The sequence below is a fragment of the Streptomyces sp. 142MFCol3.1 genome, from assembly GCF_000424945.1.
Taxonomy (GTDB): Bacteria; Actinomycetota; Actinomycetes; order Streptomycetales; family Streptomycetaceae; genus Streptomyces; species Streptomyces siamensis.
Genome location: NZ_AUKV01000055.1, coordinates 14447 through 29754, shown reverse-complemented (window position 1 = coordinate 29754; position 15308 = coordinate 14447). Strand labels below are relative to the sequence as shown.

The 15308-nt window shown below is 73.0% G+C and carries 15 protein-coding genes; 1 reads left to right on the top strand and 14 read right to left on the bottom strand.

Translation table 11 applies throughout. The features are described from left to right. Nucleotides 1–158: 158 nt before the first annotated feature. From H305_RS0141400 to tsaB, 10 genes are all read right to left on the bottom strand, one after another. On the bottom strand, nt 159–1229 hold the full coding sequence (locus H305_RS0141400) for a LacI family DNA-binding transcriptional regulator (RefSeq protein WP_028805633.1): 1071 nt from the start codon (nt 1227–1229) through the stop codon (nt 159–161). Between the two features lie 109 nt (nt 1230–1338). After that, on the bottom strand, nt 1339–3567 hold the full coding sequence (locus H305_RS0141395; protein WP_028805632.1) for a beta-glucosidase family protein: 2229 nt from the start codon (nt 3565–3567) through the stop codon (nt 1339–1341). Nucleotides 3568–3653: 86 nt separating this feature from the next. After that, nucleotides 3654–4514 carry a carbohydrate ABC transporter permease gene (locus H305_RS0141390; protein WP_051371560.1) on the bottom strand — a complete coding sequence of 287 codons (861 nt, stop codon included), beginning with the start codon at nt 4512–4514 and terminating at the stop codon, nt 3654–3656. Next, nucleotides 4511–5518: a carbohydrate ABC transporter permease gene (locus H305_RS0141385; protein WP_028805630.1), complete on the bottom strand. Its 1008-nt coding sequence runs from the start codon at nt 5516–5518 to the stop codon at nt 4511–4513. Before H305_RS0141385 ends, H305_RS0141390 begins: the two co-directional genes overlap by 4 nt. A 9-nt stretch (nt 5519–5527) precedes the next feature. Beyond that, entirely contained in the window at nt 5528–6823 is a 1296-nt protein-coding gene (locus tag H305_RS0141380) for an extracellular solute-binding protein (RefSeq protein WP_028805629.1), read from the bottom strand. A 424-nt stretch (nt 6824–7247) separates the two neighbouring features. Continuing rightward, complete coding sequence (locus H305_RS0141375) at nt 7248–8270, bottom strand: LacI family DNA-binding transcriptional regulator (RefSeq protein ID WP_028805628.1); 1023 nt, start codon at nt 8268–8270, stop codon at nt 7248–7250. Nucleotides 8271–8436: 166 nt separating this feature from the next. Beyond that, nucleotides 8437–8688 (bottom strand): hypothetical protein, encoded by a 252-nt coding sequence (locus H305_RS0141370; protein WP_028805627.1) that lies wholly within the window; start codon nt 8686–8688, stop codon nt 8437–8439. Beyond that, nucleotides 8685–9788 (bottom strand): tRNA (adenosine(37)-N6)-threonylcarbamoyltransferase complex transferase subunit TsaD, encoded by a 1104-nt coding sequence (gene tsaD, locus H305_RS0141365; RefSeq protein WP_028805626.1) that lies wholly within the window; start codon nt 9786–9788, stop codon nt 8685–8687. Before tsaD ends, H305_RS0141370 begins: the two co-directional genes overlap by 4 nt. Further along, entirely contained in the window at nt 9781–10287 is a 507-nt protein-coding gene (rimI, locus tag H305_RS0141360; protein ID WP_028805625.1) for a ribosomal protein S18-alanine N-acetyltransferase, read from the bottom strand. The genes tsaD and rimI overlap by 8 nt, the downstream gene beginning before the upstream one ends. Nucleotides 10288–10355: 68 nt before the next feature. Continuing rightward, on the bottom strand, nt 10356–11003 hold the full coding sequence (tsaB, locus tag H305_RS0141355) for a tRNA (adenosine(37)-N6)-threonylcarbamoyltransferase complex dimerization subunit type 1 TsaB (RefSeq protein WP_028805624.1): 648 nt from the start codon (nt 11001–11003) through the stop codon (nt 10356–10358). A gap of 110 nt (nt 11004–11113) precedes the next feature. Here tsaB and H305_RS0141350 point away from each other — a divergent pair, with 110 nt between their 5' ends. Continuing rightward, nucleotides 11114–11668: a hypothetical protein gene (locus H305_RS0141350; RefSeq protein WP_028805623.1), complete on the top strand. Its 555-nt coding sequence runs from the start codon at nt 11114–11116 to the stop codon at nt 11666–11668. A 229-nt stretch (nt 11669–11897) separates the two neighbouring features. On the opposite strand, the gene H305_RS54235 is transcribed toward H305_RS0141350, so the two are convergent. From H305_RS54235 to alr, 4 genes are all read right to left on the bottom strand, one after another. Then, the gene (locus H305_RS54235; protein WP_199791535.1) at nt 11898–12068 is read right to left on the bottom strand and encodes a hypothetical protein; all 171 of its coding nucleotides are present in this window, start codon (nt 12066–12068) and stop codon (nt 11898–11900) included. Between the two features lie 175 nt (nt 12069–12243). Then, nucleotides 12244–12777, bottom strand: coding sequence for a tRNA (adenosine(37)-N6)-threonylcarbamoyltransferase complex ATPase subunit type 1 TsaE (gene tsaE / locus H305_RS0141340; protein WP_028805622.1), 534 nt, complete (start codon nt 12775–12777; stop codon nt 12244–12246). Next, nucleotides 12743–13975 (bottom strand): alpha/beta fold hydrolase, encoded by a 1233-nt coding sequence (locus H305_RS0141335; protein WP_028805621.1) that lies wholly within the window; start codon nt 13973–13975, stop codon nt 12743–12745. The genes tsaE and H305_RS0141335 overlap by 35 nt, the downstream gene beginning before the upstream one ends. A 154-nt stretch (nt 13976–14129) precedes the next feature. Continuing rightward, complete coding sequence (gene alr / locus H305_RS0141330; protein WP_028805620.1) at nt 14130–15287, bottom strand: alanine racemase; 1158 nt, start codon at nt 15285–15287, stop codon at nt 14130–14132. Between the last annotated feature and the right edge of the window lie 21 nt (nt 15288–15308).

Below are 15308 nucleotides of genomic sequence, written 5' to 3'. Positions count from 1 at the left end.
CGCCGTCCTCGCCGTCCTCGCCGTCCTCGCCGTCCTCGCCGTCCTCGCCGTCCTCGCCGTCCTCGCCGTCCTCGCCGTCCTCGCCGTCCTCGCCGAGCAGGGTCACCGCCGTCCGGCACGGCAGCCGCCGTGCCGGGGTCCGCCGCAGGACGTCCCCGCTACGCCGGTGGCGCGCCGGTGCTGCTGCGCACCACGAGGCTCGTGGCCAGTTCCACGCGTGTCGCCGACGGCGGCCCTTCCTGGCGGCCCAGTCGGAGCACCAGCCGCGCCGCCGCCTCGGCCATCTCGGTGAGCGGCTGCCGCACCGTCGTCAGCGGCGGGCCGACCCAGCGGGCCACCGGCAGGTCGTCGAACCCGACGACGCTCAGGTCCCCGGGAATGCGCAGCCCGAGCTCGCGCGCGGCCTCGTACAGGCCGAGCGCCTGGAGGTCGTTGCCCGCGAAGACGGCGGTGGGCCGGTCCGGGAGGCGCAGCAGTTCGAGGCCCGCACGGTAGCCGCTGTCGTGGTAGAAGGTGCCCGGCCGGATCAGATCCGGGTCGGACGGCAACCCCGCCGTCTCCAGCGCGGCCCGGTACCCGGCGACGCGGGCGCGGCTGCACATCATGCGTGCGGGCCCGCTGATCGCGCCGATGCGGGTGTGGCCCAGTTCGACGAGATGACGGGTGGCGGCCAGGCCGCCGTGCCAGTTGGTGGCCCCGACGGACGGTACGTCGTCGCCCGGGTCGCCGGCCGGGTCCATCACCACGAACGGGATGGACCTGCTGGTCAGCAGCGCCTGCCCGGACTCGTCGAGACCGGAGAGCACGAGGACCACGCCGTGCGGGCGGCGGGCGGCGACCTGGTCCGCCCAGGTGCGTCCGGGGGTCAGCCGGCCCGCGCTCTCGGAGAGGACGACGCTCAGCCCCTCGTCCCGCGCGACGTTCTCGACGCCCCGGATCACCTCCATCGCCCAGGCGCTCTCCAGCTCGTGGAAGACCACGTCGATGAGGGGCGAGCGGGTCGCCTCGGCCCGGCGCCGCCGGTAGCCGTGAGAACGCAGCAACTCCTCCACGCGCGTACGCGTCCCGGGGGCCACGTCCGCGCGGCCGTTGAGCACCTTCGAAACGGTCGGCGCGGACACGCCGGCCTCGCGGGCGATCTCGGCGAGCGTCGCGCTCTGCGCGGACCGCGCGGACGGACGCGCCGAGGTGCGTGTTCCCGGGGTTCGCGGCGGCTTCGCGGAATTCATGAGCGGGATCTTAGCCTCGCCCACCCGCACTCCGACCCACCTTTGCACGCCATGCGCCGACTGAACGATCGACTCTTGGCGCGAAAGTATCGGAGCCCGGCCCGGCGCCTCACTTCACGCCCACCTCGCACCGCATCCGCCGTCCGGGCCCCACCACCCGCTCGGGTCCGGTCAGTGTCACCGGCACCGTCCAGCGCACCCCCTCGTCCGCACCGGACACCGCCAACCGCAGTTCCAGCGCCCCGGGTTCGACGATCCGGTCACCGTCGGGTCCGGTGTACGCGGCCAGGTCCGCGGGCACGGTGAAGTGCACCTCCGCCGAGGTGCCCGCCTCCAGCGGCACCCGCGCGTAGCCGATCAGCCGGACCACGGGCCGTGTCACCTTGCCGACCGGGTCGTGGAGATAGAGCTGGACGACCTCCGAGCCGGCCCGCTCCCCCGTGTTGCGGACGGTCAGCCGCAGCGTCGTCTCGCCGTCCGTCGGGAACGAACGGTCGTCGACCGTCGGTGGCTGCCAGGCCCAGGACGTGTAGGACAGGCCGTGCCCGAACGGGAACAGCGGGGTGGGGTCGATGCTGCTCGCCTCGCCCCGGCGGCCCAGCGGCGGCGCCAGATACGTACCCGGCTGCCCGCCGGGGTCTCGGGGCACGCTCACCGGGAGCCGCCCCGAGGGGTTGACGCGTCCGGACAGCACACCGGCGACGGCGGAGCCGCCCGCCTGGCCCGCGAAGAAGGCCTGCACCACCGCCGCGCACCGGTCGGCCCAGCGGCCGAGCGCGTACGGGCGCCCGGAGAGCACGACCAGCACGACCGGGGTCCCCGACGCCAGCGCCTTCTCCACCACCTCGCCCTGTCCGTCCGGCAGCTCCAGGTCGGCCGCGTCGCAGCCCTCGCCCGACGTGCCGCGCCCGAACAGCCCGGAGCGGTCGCCGACGGCGACGACACACACGTCGGCCGCGACCGGGTCCTCGGTGAACTCGGTGTCCGGCAGCTCCGCGCGCAGCGCTTCGAGCAGCGTGGGCACCTCGACGCCCATCGGCACGTCGGGGTGGTCGAGCAGGACGTGGCGGGGGAAGGTGTAGCAGCCGAGGAGGGCCGCCGCGTCGTCGGCGAGCGGGCCGAGCACGGCGATCCGCCCGGTGCCCGGTGTGAGCGGCAGCACCCCGCCGTTGGCCAGCAGGGTGACCGACTCCTCGGCCAACTGCCGCGCCAGCGCCCGCATGTGGGGCGGGTCGAGGTCCACGCCCGCGGTGTCCGTGGCGGGCGACGACCAGTCCGGGTCCAGCAGGCCGAGCTCGCACTTCTGGGTCAGGACCCGCAGCGCGGCCCGGTCCACGAGCTCCTCGTCGAGCGGCCCGGCGCCGTAGCAGCGCACCGCGGGCAGTTCCACGTCCACGCCCGCGGCGAGGGCCAGCGCCGCTGCCCCGGCCGGGGAGTCCGTCATCGCGTGCGTCGACTCCAGGAAGGAGACGCCGAAGTAGTCGGCGACCACCGTGCCCGTGAACCGCCATTCCTCGCGGAGCAGTTCGGTGAGCAGCCGACGGTGGGCGTGCGCGGGCAGTCCGTCGAGGTCGTTGTACGCGGCCATCACCGAGCGGGCGCCGCCCTCCCGCACGGCCATCTCGAACGGGGGCAGGATGACGTCGGCGAGTTCGCGCGGGCCGATCGAGGCGGGCGCGTGGTTGCGGCCGGCGCGCGAGGCCGAGTACCCGGCGAAGTGCTTGAGGGTGGCGACGACGCCCGCCGACTCCAGGCCCTGGACGTAGGCGGTGCCGATGGTCGCGACGAGGTACGGGTCCTCGCCGATCGACTCCTCGGTACGGCCCCAGCGGGGGTCGCGCACGACGTCGAGCACGGGGGCGAGGCCCTGGTGCACGCCGACCGAGCGCATGGAGGCGCCGATCGCCGAGGCCATCTCCCGGACCAGGGCGGGGTCGAAGGCGGCACCCCAGGCGAGCGGGGTGGGGAAGACGGTGGCCCGCCATGCGGTGAAGCCGGTGAGGCACTCCTCGTGGGCGAGGGCGGGCAGCCGGAAGCGGTTGGCCGACCGGATGCGTTCCTGGAGGGAGGCCAGCCGGGCCGCGCCCTCCGCGGGGTCGACGGGGGCGGTGCCGAAGGGGCGGGTGAGCTGGCCCAGCCCGTCGGGGAGGAGTTCCGCCAGGTCGATGTCCTCGGACAGGGCGTGCTGGAGCGGCGCCATGTCCCCTCCGGGCGTCTCGTCGGAGCCGGGCCAGACGCTGTAGAGCTGGGCGATCCGCTCGCGCGGGGTCATCCGGGCGAGCAGGTCGGCGGCACGGACGTCGGCGGGCAGAGCGCGATCCTGCCAGGGGTGGGTCATGTAACTCCTCACGTCGGTGAAGTGGTTCGGCGACGGAACGGGTCCGCCGGGGCCCGCCCGTCCGGGCGGGCCCCGCGGGGCGGGCCCTATCCCTTGGTCGCGCCGAGCGTGATGCCGCCGATCAACTGGCGTTCGGCGACCGCGTAGAAGGCGAGGGCGGGTGCCATGGCGAGCACCAGGTACGCGAAGATGCGCGCCACGTCGGAGGCGTACTGACCCTGGAACTGCTGGATGCCGACGGGGATCGTCCACCAGGTGGGCTCGCTGAAGACGAGCAGCGGGAGCAGGAACTGGTTCCAGCTGCTGACGATGGCGAGGACGGAGACCGTGCCGAGCGCGGGCCGGGCCAGCGGCAGCAGGATGCGCCAGAAGAAGCCGAAGCGGGAGCAGCCGTCGAGGGTCGCGGCCTCCTCCAGCTCGCCGGGGATCTCCCGGAAGAATCCGCGCAGGATGATGAGCGTCACCGGCAGCCCGAAGGCCGCCTCGGGCAGGATCACGCCCCAGGGGTTGTCGAGGAGCCCGAAGGTGCGCAGCAGGATGAACAGCGGCAGGATCGCCACCGCGAACGGGAACATCAGGCCCATGGTGAACAGTGTGAACACCAGCTCCCGCCCGCGGAAGGAGAACCGGGCCAGCGCGAACGCGGCGAGCGCGGCGGTCGCCACGGTGAGCAGGGTGGCGCCCACGGCGATCACCGTGCTGCTGCCGACGGACCTCCAGAACACGCCCGAGCCGAGCAGGGACGTGTAGTTCGAGGTCACCCAGGGCGACGGCAGCCCGAACGGGTTGCTGGAGAGCTGTTCGGTCGACTTGAAACCGGAGACGAGCGTGTACAGGAGCGGGGTGACCATGAAGACGCCGACCACCCACAGGACCACGTACAGGGGGAGGGCGCGCAGCCTGCGCCGGCGCACGAGGCTCTTCGGGACGCCCGTCGCGCCGCTCATCGGTTGGCTCGCATGGTGGTGAGGGCTCCTTCGGTGTCACGGCGCAGCACGAAGCGCTGGTAGGCGAGGGCGAAGACCAGGCTGATGAGGAACATCACGACGCTGATGGCGCTCGCGTAGCCCATCTGATAGCGCTTGAAGCCGTACTGGACCATGCTGATCGCCATCGTCTCGGAGGCGTGGTCGGGGCCGCCCGTGGTGATCACCCAGACCAGGTCGAAGAGCTGGATGGAGAAGATGACGGACAGGAACGCGCTGATCCGCAGGGTCGGCGCGAGCAGCGGCAGCGTGATGTGGCGGAAGCGCTGCCAGGTGCCGGCGCCGTCGATCCGGGCGGCCTCGTACAGCTCGGCCGGGATGCCCTGGAGCCCGGCCAGGTAGAGCATCATGTGGAAGCCGAAGTACTTCCACGTCATGACGAGGAAGAGTGTGGGCAGGACGGTGTTCCGTCCCGCGAACCACTCCCCGCCGAGGCCGTCGAGCCCCACCGCGCCGAGCAGCCGGTCGGCGAGTCCGTCCCCCGGCGCGAAGATCATGCCGAACAGCACGCCCGTGATGACCTCGGACAGGATGTACGGGGCGAAGAACAGCATCCGGTAGACGGCCCGGCCGCGCAGCTCCTGGTTGAGCAGCACGGCCATGGCGAGCGCGAACGGCAGCTGGAGGGCGATGGAGAAGCCGATCAGCAGCCCGCCGCGCCACAGGTCCCCGAGGAACACCGGGTCCTCGAACAGCCGGGTGTAGTTGCCGAACCCCGTGACGTCCGTGGGTGATCCGAATCCGCCCCAGTCGAAGAAGCTGACGTAGATCGCGTAGCCCATCGGCACCAGCACCAGGAGGCCGAACAGGGCGAGCGCGGGGACCGTGAAGACGACCGCCGAGAGCCAGTCGCGCAGGCGGCGCAGCACGGGCCCGCGCGGCCCGGCGGCCGGGGACACGGGACCCGGCTCCGGCACCTTGCCGAGCTCCGGCGCGTACGGGGTCGATGTCGTCGAATGCGTCATCGGTGGCCGCTAGCTCTTCTCGCTCTTGGCCACCTCGGTGACCGAACGGGTCACCTGCTGCGGGGACTTGGAGCCCGCGACGAGTGCGGCGACGCTGTCGTTGATCTCCTGGCCGACGGCGGGGGCGTACGCCTGGTCGAGGTAGAGCTGGAAGCCGGTGGCCGAGCTCAGCGCGTCGGACACGGCCGTGAGGTTCGCGTCGGTCAGCGCGGAGCGCACGTCCTTGGACACCGGGATCAGTCCGGTGTCCTTGACCAGCTTGGCGGCGAACTCCTTCTCGGCGAAGAACTTCAGGAACTCCACCGCCGCGTCCGGCGCGCCCTTGCGCACCGCGTGGCCGCCGCCTCCGCCGAACACTTCGGTGAGCGCGCCCTTTCCGCCCTCGACGGCGGGGAACGAGAAGAAGCCGAGGTCCTTGCCGATGCCCTTGCCGGCGTCGCCCTCGACGACGGGTGCCCACTGGCCCATGAGCTCCATGGCCGCCTTGCCGTTGCCCATCGCGGCCGCCTCGCCGTTGGGCGTGGAGTAGGCCGCGCCGAGGAAGCCCTTCTGGAACGGTTCGAGGGCGACGAGATCCTTGAGGTGTTCGCCCGCCTTGACGAAGCCCTCGCCGGTGAAGTCGGCGTCGGTGGCCGCCTTCTGCATCGCGTCGAGTCCGGCGACCCGCATCGCGAGGTACGCCCAGTAGTACATGCCGGGCCACTTCTCCTTGCCTGCCAGGGCGATGGGCGTGATCCCGGCGCTCTTCAGGGCCTGGACGGCGTCGAGGTAGGCGGACCAGGTGGTGGGCGGGGTCGCGATCTTGGCCTTGGCGAAGAGCGCCTTGTTGTACCAGAAGCCGACCATGCCGATGTCGAACGGGACGGCGTACGTCTTGTCGTCGAAGCGGTAGGCCGCCAGGGCGGCGGGCAGGTACTGCTTCGTCCAGGGGGCCACCTTGTCGGTCAGGTCCTCGACCAGGCCGGCGTCGATCTGCTGATGGAGGACGCCGCCGCCCCAGGTGTGGAAGATGTCCGGCAGTTTTCCCGAGGTGGTCAGCGCGGTCATCTTCGACTTGTACGCCTCGTTCTCCAGCGTGACGACCTTGACCTTCACGTCGGGGTGCGCCGCCTCGAACTCCCTGGCGCGCTGGGCCCACAGCTTCTTCGCGGGCTGGGTGGTGGTGATGTTCCACCACTCGATGGTGGTCTTGCCCGAGCTGTTCCCGCTGTCGGAGGAGCCGCACGCGCTCAGGGCGGCCGCACCCAGTCCGGTCGCCGCTGAGGCCGCCATGAACCCACGGCGGGAGAGAGAGGTGTTGCCCAAGGCTCGCATCGCACACCTTCCGGAAGAGAGCCGAAAATTCTCGGTCGAGTGCGCACGGAAGTTACGGGCGCGCGACAGGTATGTCAACGCTCCTGACAAATATGGGATTCGGCGGGCCCCGGACCTCTCGCCGACCTCGGGGAACGGCCCGCCGAATGGTGCGCGGGCGGCCACGGCGGAGGCTCGCCACGGAATGCGGGCGAGCCCCGGGACGACTCGTCGGAGGGCGCGGGCCGACCCGCTCGCCGAAAGGGCGCGGGCCGACCGGGGGCTGACCGAAAGGGCACGGGAAAGCCTGGGGACGGCTCACCGGAAGCGCACGGGCGACCTCGGGCCGAGGCCCGCCGGCGCCGGGGCGGCGCACGGCGGCGGAGACCCGAACCGGCGCGCCCGCGAGCCGCTCGAACGGCGACGGACGGCCGTCTCAGACGGCCGGCGCCGCCGTGCTCGCCCGCACGACCAGCTCGGTCGCGAGCTCCACCCGGGGCGACGCCGGCTCCTCGCCGAGCGCGAGCCGCAGCACCGTGCGCGTGGCCAGCTTGCCCATGTCGGCCAGCGGCTGGCGCACGGTCGTCAGCGGCGGCGCCGACCAGCGGACCGCGGGCAGGTCGTCGAACCCGACGACGCTCATGTCCTCGGGCACCCGCAGGCCGCGGCGGCGCAGCGCCTCGATCGCGCCGAGCGCCATCTGGTCGCTGGCGGCGAACAGCGCGGTCGGCGGTTCGGCCAGGTCGAGCAGGGCGTTGCAGCCGCCGAAACCGGCCTGGTGGTAGAAGTCGCCCGGCACGATCAGGGCGTCGTCGACCTCGACGCCCGCGCCCTCCAGCGCGGCCCGGTAGCCGTCGAGGCGAGCCCGCGAGCAGAGCAGCCGCGGCGGCCCGGCGACGAAGCCGATCCTGCGGTGGCCGAGGCCGAGCAGATGCTCCGTGGCGGCCATGCCACCGGCCCAGTTGGTGGCACCGACGGTGGGCGCGTCCAGGGTCATCGACCCCGCGGGGTCGATGACGACGAGCGGCACACCGAGGCGCCGCAGCTCCTCGTGCAGCCGCGGTTCGAGGACGGAGGTCACCAGGATCACGCCGTCCGAGGCGCGGGCGCGCAGATTGGTCATCCACTGCCGGGCGGAGCCCGAGGCGCCGTGGATCGCGGAGACCACCGTGCCCACGCCCGCGGCGTGCGCGATGTCCTCGACCCCTCGGATGATCTCCACCGCCCAAGGGCTGTCGAGGTCGTTGAAGACGAGGTCGATGAGGGCGGCCCGGTCTACCGGCGCGGACGCCTTGCGCCGGTAGTTGTGGTGCCGCAGCAGGTCCTCGATCCGGGCCCGGGTCTTCGGGGACACGTCCGAGCGGCCGTTGACGACACGCGACACGGTGGGCACCGAGACCCCGGCCTGCCGGGCGATCTCGGTGATCGTCACCTTGTTCCTGATGCTCTCCCGGGCCACTGCGCCCACCTCCGTCGACGTGTCGGGTCGCCCCCCACGGTTCCATACGCGCAGGCGAAACTTTGCAGGAGTCTTCCGGAAAGCAGCGGTCCACGGGAAGCCCGGACCGGCCGACCCCGCGGCACCCGCCCCGGACACCGTCCGGGACTCCCCCCGCGGAACACGCTCAGGACACCGCCTCGAACCTCCACCGGTGCACCGCCCGGCTCACCAACTCCCCGTCCGGCTCGGGCAGTTCCGGCAGCTCCGCATCGTAAGCGGCGTCCCACCAGGTGATGACGAGCACCCGGTCCTGGGGAGCCCGCAGGGTCTCCCGGCGCAACGGCGCGCCGGACAGTTCCTGCGCCCGCACCCAGGCGAGCAGGTCCTCCCCGCGCCCCGGCACTGCCCGTGCCTCCCACATCAGGGCGACGGTCACGAGTACAGGTTCTCCTTGCTGACCTCGTGCACGTGGTCGTGGGAGGGGGAGTGTGCCTGGCCGGGCACGTGCGGGTCCGTCACCGGGAGGGACGAGTCGGCGGACAGGTCCCAGTCGGAGGCGGCCCGGTTGCGCGCCACCATCTCCGCGCCGAGGGCGGCCACCATGGCGCCGTTGTCGGTGCACAGCTTGGGCCGCGGCACCCGCAGCCGGATCCCGGCCGCCTCGCAGCGCTCCGCGGCGAGCGCACGCAGCCGGGAGTTGGCGGCCACACCGCCGCCGATCATGAGGTGGTCGACGCCCTCGTCCTTGCAGGCCCGTACGGCCTTGCGGGTCAGCACGTCCACGACCGCCTCCTGGAAGGACGCCGCCACGTCACGCACCGGCACCTCCTCCCCCGCCGCCCGCCGCGCCTCGATCCAGCGGGCCACGGCGGTCTTCAGACCGGAGAACGAGAAGTCGTACGCGGGATCGCGCGGCCCGGTGAGCCCGCGCGGGAACGTGATCGCCTGCGGGTCGCCCTCCTTGGCGTACCGGTCGATGACCGGGCCGCCCGGGAAGCCGAGGTTCAGCACGCGGGCGATCTTGTCGAACGCCTCGCCCGCGGCGTCGTCGATGGTCGCGCCCATCGGCCGCACGTCGGACGTGATGTCCGCGGACAGCAGCAGCGAGGAGTGCCCGCCCGAGACGAGGAGCGCCATGGTCGGCTCCGGCAGCGCACCGTGCTCCAGCTGGTCCACGCAGATGTGGGAGGCGAGGTGGTTCACGCCGTACAGCGGCTTGCCGAGCGCGTACGCGTACGCCTTCGCCGCGGAGACGCCGACGAGCAGCGCGCCGGCGAGGCCGGGGCCCGCGGTCACCGCGATGCCGTCGAGGTCACGGGCGCTGACGCCCGCCTCCTTCAGCGCGCGGTCGATGGTCGGCACCATCGCCTCCAGGTGAGCCCGGGAGGCGACCTCGGGCACGACCCCGCCGAACCGGGCGTGCTCGTCGACGCTGGAGGCGATCGCGTCCGCGAGCAGGGTGGTGCCGCGGACGATGCCGACGCCGGTCTCGTCGCAGGAGGTCTCGATACCGAGGACGAGTGGTTCGTCAGCCATTGCTCTCTGTTCCTTGTCCGCCGTTTACTGAGGGGGAGCCCGCTCCCGAGCCGCTGTCCGCAGCCGTGTTGAGGCGCATGACCAGGGCGTCGACGTTGCCCGGCTGGTAGTAGCCGCGCCGGACACCGATGGCTTCGAAGCCGAAGCGCTCGTAGAGCTTCTGCGCGCGGACGTTGTCCACCCGGCATTCGAGCATCACCTGGGCGCACTCGAACGCGGTCGCCGCACGCAGCAGCTCGGTGAGCAGCCGGGCGCCGAGCCCGGTGCCCCACTGGTCGCGGGCGACGGCGATGGTCTGCACGTCGCCCAGGTCGCCCGCGGCAGCGAGTCCGGCGTACCCGACGAGCCGCTCCCCGTCGAGGGCCACGACGTACCGACGCGTCGCCTCGGGCCCGCGCGCGTGGGCCAGCTCGGACCAGAACATGCCCCGGGACCAGGCGTCCTCGGGGAACAGGTCCTTCTCCAGTTCCAGTACGGGATCGATGTCCCACCAGCGCATCTCGCGCACGTCGGCCCCGCCGGGCGGCGGCGAGGTCGGAGGGCGGCTTCCAGGAGACGGGTGGCCGGTCACTTGGGGGTGACCACCTTGTAGTTCTTGGGCACCTGGGCGTCCGGCCGGCGCAGGTAGAGGGGCCGGGGCGCCTCCAGTTCGACGCCCGCGGCGAGCCGTTCCGCGGCCAGCGAGGCCATCGCCGCCGCCGAGACGTGCTCGGGCGCGTGCGCGTCCGGGAAGGTGTCGGGGTAGAGGAGCGCGCCCGCTCCGACGGCGGGCAGTCCGCCGACGTCCAGGTCGCCGGGGCGGTCCACGGCGGGGTCGGTGACGCGCGTGCGCCGGTCGGCGTAGCGCGCCCAGTAGACCTCCTTGCGGCGGGCGTCCGTCGCCGCGACGAAGGGGCCGTCGAGGTCGGCCGCGTACGCGAGCGCGTCGAGGGTGCACACACCGTGCACCGGCACGCCGAGTGCGAGTCCGAAGGTGTCGGCGGTCATCAGGCCGACGCGCAGGCCGGTGTACGGGCCGGGGCCCACGCCGACGACGATGCCGGTGACGGCGTCGAGCCGGTGGCCCGACTCGGCGAGCACGCGGTCCACGGCCGGGAGGAGCAGCTCCCCGTGGCGGCGCGCGTCGACCTGGCTCGACGAGGCGATGACGGACGTGCCGTCGTGCAGCGCGACGGTCACGGCGGGGGTGGCGGTATCCAGAGCGAGCAAGAGCACGCAAACAGCCTACGGCGCCCGAGCCGGACGTACGGCCGCCCCGGTCTCCCGCTTCCCTGCTGCTACCGTCACAGCAAGGACGTGCGAAGTACGAGAGGTGGGCACACAAGGTGGCTAGGAGCAGCTCGGGATTCGTGGCCGGGCTCACCGTGGCGGCGGTCGCCGCAGTCGGCTTCCTCGCCTACCAGGCGTCCGCGAACGTGCCGGACACCCTGGGCAAGCCGCAGGCCGGCGCCTCCCCCAAGGCCGCCACCTCGAAGGCCCCCCGCGACAAGAAGAACCCGGCGGCCCTGCCCACGCAGTCCGGCCGGGGCGAGCGGGTCGTGTACTCGACCGACGACGACCGGGTGTGGCTGGTCGGCGCGGACAACAAGGTCCGGCGCACCTTCAAGGTGACGCCCGGGACGCTGGACCCGGCCGCGGGCACCTACGCCGTCACGTCACGGGCGCGGGCGGTCTCCGGATCGGACGGCGCGCAGATCGAGCACGTCGTGCGGTTCCACCTGGTCGACGGCATCGCCATCGGCTTCAGCGCGGCGGTGAACGGTTCGACGGAAGCCCCGGACCCCACCAAGAAGCTCGGCGGCATCCGCGAGACCCGAGCGGACGGTGACGCGATGTGGTCGTTCGCGACGATCGGCGTGAAGGTCGTCGTCATCCGCTGACCCGGGAGGCGGACCGCCGGACCGGGTCGCGCACACCTGCCGGCCACGGGCCCCTCGACCGTCCGCGGACACGGTGCCCGCGCCCGGACCCTCCACCGGCCCGGTCCCTCACTGCCCGCGGTCCACCGGCCCGCCCACGGGCCGTCACGGTCGCGCCTCGACGCCCGCGCGGGGCGACCTGCGGGCCCCGGCGAAGGGGGGTCTCGCGGAACAACCCTTTCGTGGTACGTCAAGCGGCCTTGCGGGGCTGTCCGGTCACCGGCACCTCGGGGAGCGGCTCGGGCTCCCTCGGCGGGCGGGACACCGCCTCGGCCGCGGCGCACGACGCCAGCAGGTCCCCCATCGACACCCCGGCCACCACGCGCGGCTGAGCCGGCACGTCACGTTCTGAAGCCGACATGGACGCCTCCCGGGGCTTCGGCGGCACGCGTGGTTAGGTAGCCCTAACTACGGTCTTGCTCCATGTCACCATGCCCGGGACACCGAACGCAATATCTTGCCGACGTCTTGTCGGAACGTCCACCGGGACCGATGCCGTCGAGGGGCGGTCCGGGCACAGCCGCAGGTGCTCGGCGTCAGGACGCGAGCAGGCTCAGGTCCACCGGCGCCCAGCGGTCGCCCAGTCCCGTCACCGTGACGTGCCGGACCTCGTCGGTGGTGTCGCCGACGGCGCGGTGGATGACGACGTGCAGACGGTCGTCCGTCAGCTCCTCGACCTTGCCCTCGCCCCACTCCACGACGATCACCGAGTCGGGCAGCGAGACGTCGAGGTCGAGGTCCTCCATCTCGTCGAGCCCGCCGCCGAGGCGGTACGCGTCCACGTGCACGAGCGGGAGTCCGTCGCCCAGCGACGGGTGGACGCGGGCGATGACGAAGGTAGGGGAGGTGACCGCGCCCCGGACGCCGAGCCCCTCGCCGAGACCGCGGGTCAGCGTGGTCTTGCCCGCGCCGAGCTCGCCGTTGAGCATCACGAGATCACCCGGGCGCAGCAGCTTGGCGAGCCGGCGGCCCAGCTCCTGCATCTGTTCGGGGGAGCTGACGGTGATCTGCACGCTGACTCCGTGCTGCGCGGGCTCAGCCGGGTTGTGCGGTGCTGCTGGTGCTTCCATAGCCACCCACGGTAGCCCCTGCCGGGACGGCACCCGCGCGCATCAGCAGGTCGGCGAGGCGGTCTATGACGACCTCGGGGTGCTCCAGCATCACCAGGTGCCCCGCGTCGGGCACTAGGACCAGCTCGGCGTCCGGCAGCAGATCGGCGATGGCCTCGCTGTGCTCGCTCGGCGTCACCAGGTCCTTGACCCCGGCGAGGACGAGGACGGGCAGGTCGACGAAGCGGGCGAGCGCCTCGGTCTTGTCGTGGTCGGTGAACGCCGGATAGAACTCGGCGACCACGTCGATCGGGGTGCCCTCGATCATCCGCTCCGCGAAGCGCTCCACGGCGGGATCGACGTCCCGGCCCCCGAACGAGTACCGCTTGATGACCCCGGCGAACAGGTCGGCCGTCGCCCGCCGTCCCCGCTCCACCAGCGCGGCCTGCTGCCCGAGCGCGCGCAGCACACCCGGCAGCACCCGCCGTACGGCGTTGACGCCGGCGAGCGGCAGCCCGAAGTTGACCTCTCCGAGCCGTCCCGACGACGTGCCCACCAGGGCGACCGCGACGACCCGGTCGCGGACCAGCTCGGGGTACTGGTCGGCGAGGGCCATGACGGTCATGCCGCCCATGGAGTGCCCGACGAGCACGATCGGGCCCTCGGGGACGGCCGCGTCGATGACGGCCTTCAGGTCGCGGCCGAGCTGGTCGATGGTGACCGGGGTGCGCTCCTCCGGCTGGGCGGTACCCCGCCCGGACCGTCCGTGGCTGCGCTGGTCCCAGTGCACGGTCCGTACGACGCCTCGCAGGGCGGCGCGCTGGAAGTGCCAGGAGTCCTGGTTGAGGCAGTAGCCGTGGCTGAAGACGACGGTGACGGGCGCCGGGGCCTTGCGGCCGAAGAGCCGGCGGCGGCGCGGAGCGAGCGGCGCCTCCGGCTCGGGGTCGTCGACCTCGTAGTAGAGCTCGGTGCCGTCGCCGGCGTACGCCTTGCCCGGGGTGCCGCGCAGCGCGCCGTACGGACCCGCCGAGTCGAGCGCGAGGCGGGCCTTCCTGCGCATGCTGCGGCCGACCGTGAGCCGCTCTATGGCGACTCCGGCGGCGGCGCCCGCGGCCACGACACCTATCGCGGCACCGGCGACACCGGCCTTGCGCCAGTTCCCGGCGGAGGCGGCGGCCGAGGCCGCACTCGCGACGGCCCCCGCGCTGCTCTCGCTCACGTCCAGCTCCTCTTCGCTCTGGGCTCTCGGCCTTGCGCCACGTGCTGTTCGCTCCGGGCTCCCGGGCCCGCGCTCCCGGCCGTCCGCCCGCCACCGCGCCGCTCATGGCCGCCGGAGTCAGGCGCGTGTCCGGCTGCCCGTGTCACCCGTCCTGCTACCCGTCTCGTTCCTCGTTCACGTTCACGTAGACGCGGGGAACGCGGGTTCCGATCCGGGTGACGATTTCGTAGGCGATCGTGCCCGCCGCGCGGGCCCAGTCCTCGGCGGTCGGCTCGCCGCGGTCGCCGGGGCCGAACAGGACCGCCTCCGCGCCGGGCGCGGGCTCGTCCCCGCCGAGGTCGACGACGAACTGGTCCATGGCGACCCGGCCCGCCACCGTGCGCCACTTGCCGCCGACCAGAACCGGTCCGGTGCCGGAGGCGTGCCGCGGGATGCCGTCCGCGTAGCCCACGGGCACCAGGCCGAGGGTGGTGTCTCCGGGTGTCGTGTAGTGATGTCCGTAGCTCACGCCGTGTCCCGACGGGACGTGCTTGACCAACGTGAGCGACGCGCTCAGCGTCATCACCGGGCGCAGCCCGAAGTCGGCCGGTGTGCCGAGCTCCGGGCTCGGCGAGACGCCGTACACCGCGATCCCGGTGCGGACCAGGTCGAAGTGGCTGTCGGGAATCGTCAGCGTGGCGGGCGAGTTCGCGATGTGCCGCACCTCGGGGCGGGCGCCCCGCTCCTCGGCGTACGCCACCATCTCGCGGAACAGGGTGAGTTGGGCCTGGATGGACGGGTGGCCCGGCTCGTCCGCGCAGGCGAAGTGCGACCAGAGGCCGGTGACCTCGACGAGTCCCCGGGCCTGCGCGTCCAGGGCGTGGACGACCAGTTCCGGCCAGTCGGCGGGCTGGCAGCCGTTGCGCCCGAGGCCGGTGTCGGCCTTGAGCTGGACGCGGGCCGGTCTGCCGACGCGTCCGGCCGCCTCCACGACCTCCCGCAGGGCCCACATGCCGCTGACGGAGACGTCGAGGTCGGCCTCGACGGCACGCTCCCAGGGACCGCCCGGTGTCCAGAGCCAGCACATGATGCGCCCGGGCAGTCCGGCCTCGCGCAGGGCGAGGGCCTCCTCGGGCGTGGCGGTGCCCAGCCAGGTGGCGCCCGCCTCGCGCGCCGCGCGGGCACAGGGCACCGCCCCGTGGCCGTACGCGTCGGACTTGACCACGGCCATCAGGGCCGCGGACGGCGCGTGGGCACGCAGGGTCCGTACGTTGGCACGCAGGGCGGCCAGGTCGATCTCGGCACGGGCGCGCAGGGGTGCTGTCTCGTTCATCGCGCCCCCAGTGTCTCAGAG

What these genes read in the sequence shown, in the direction of transcription:
- H305_RS0141390 (WP_051371560.1), bottom strand. Translation starts at nt 4,514, where the DNA reads ATGAGCGGCGCGACGGGCGTCCCGAAGAGCCTCGTGCGCCGGCGCAGG.
- rimI (WP_028805625.1), bottom strand. Translation starts at nt 10,287, where the DNA reads ATGCGCTGGTGGGACATCGATCCCGTACTGGAACTGGAGAAGGACCTG.
- H305_RS0141400 (WP_028805633.1), bottom strand. Translation starts at nt 1,229, where the DNA reads ATGAATTCCGCGAAGCCGCCGCGAACCCCGGGAACACGCACCTCGGCG.
- alr (WP_028805620.1), bottom strand. Translation starts at nt 15,287, where the DNA reads ATGAACGAGACAGCACCCCTGCGCGCCCGTGCCGAGATCGACCTGGCC.
- tsaD (WP_028805626.1), bottom strand. Translation starts at nt 9,788, where the DNA reads ATGGCTGACGAACCACTCGTCCTCGGTATCGAGACCTCCTGCGACGAG.
- H305_RS0141385 (WP_028805630.1), bottom strand. Translation starts at nt 5,518, where the DNA reads ATGACGCATTCGACGACATCGACCCCGTACGCGCCGGAGCTCGGCAAG.
- tsaE (WP_028805622.1), bottom strand. Translation starts at nt 12,777, where the DNA reads ATGGAAGCACCAGCAGCACCGCACAACCCGGCTGAGCCCGCGCAGCAC.
- H305_RS54235 (WP_199791535.1), bottom strand. Translation starts at nt 12,068, where the DNA reads ATGTCGGCTTCAGAACGTGACGTGCCGGCTCAGCCGCGCGTGGTGGCC.
- H305_RS0141395 (WP_028805632.1), bottom strand. Translation starts at nt 3,567, where the DNA reads ATGACCCACCCCTGGCAGGATCGCGCTCTGCCCGCCGACGTCCGTGCC.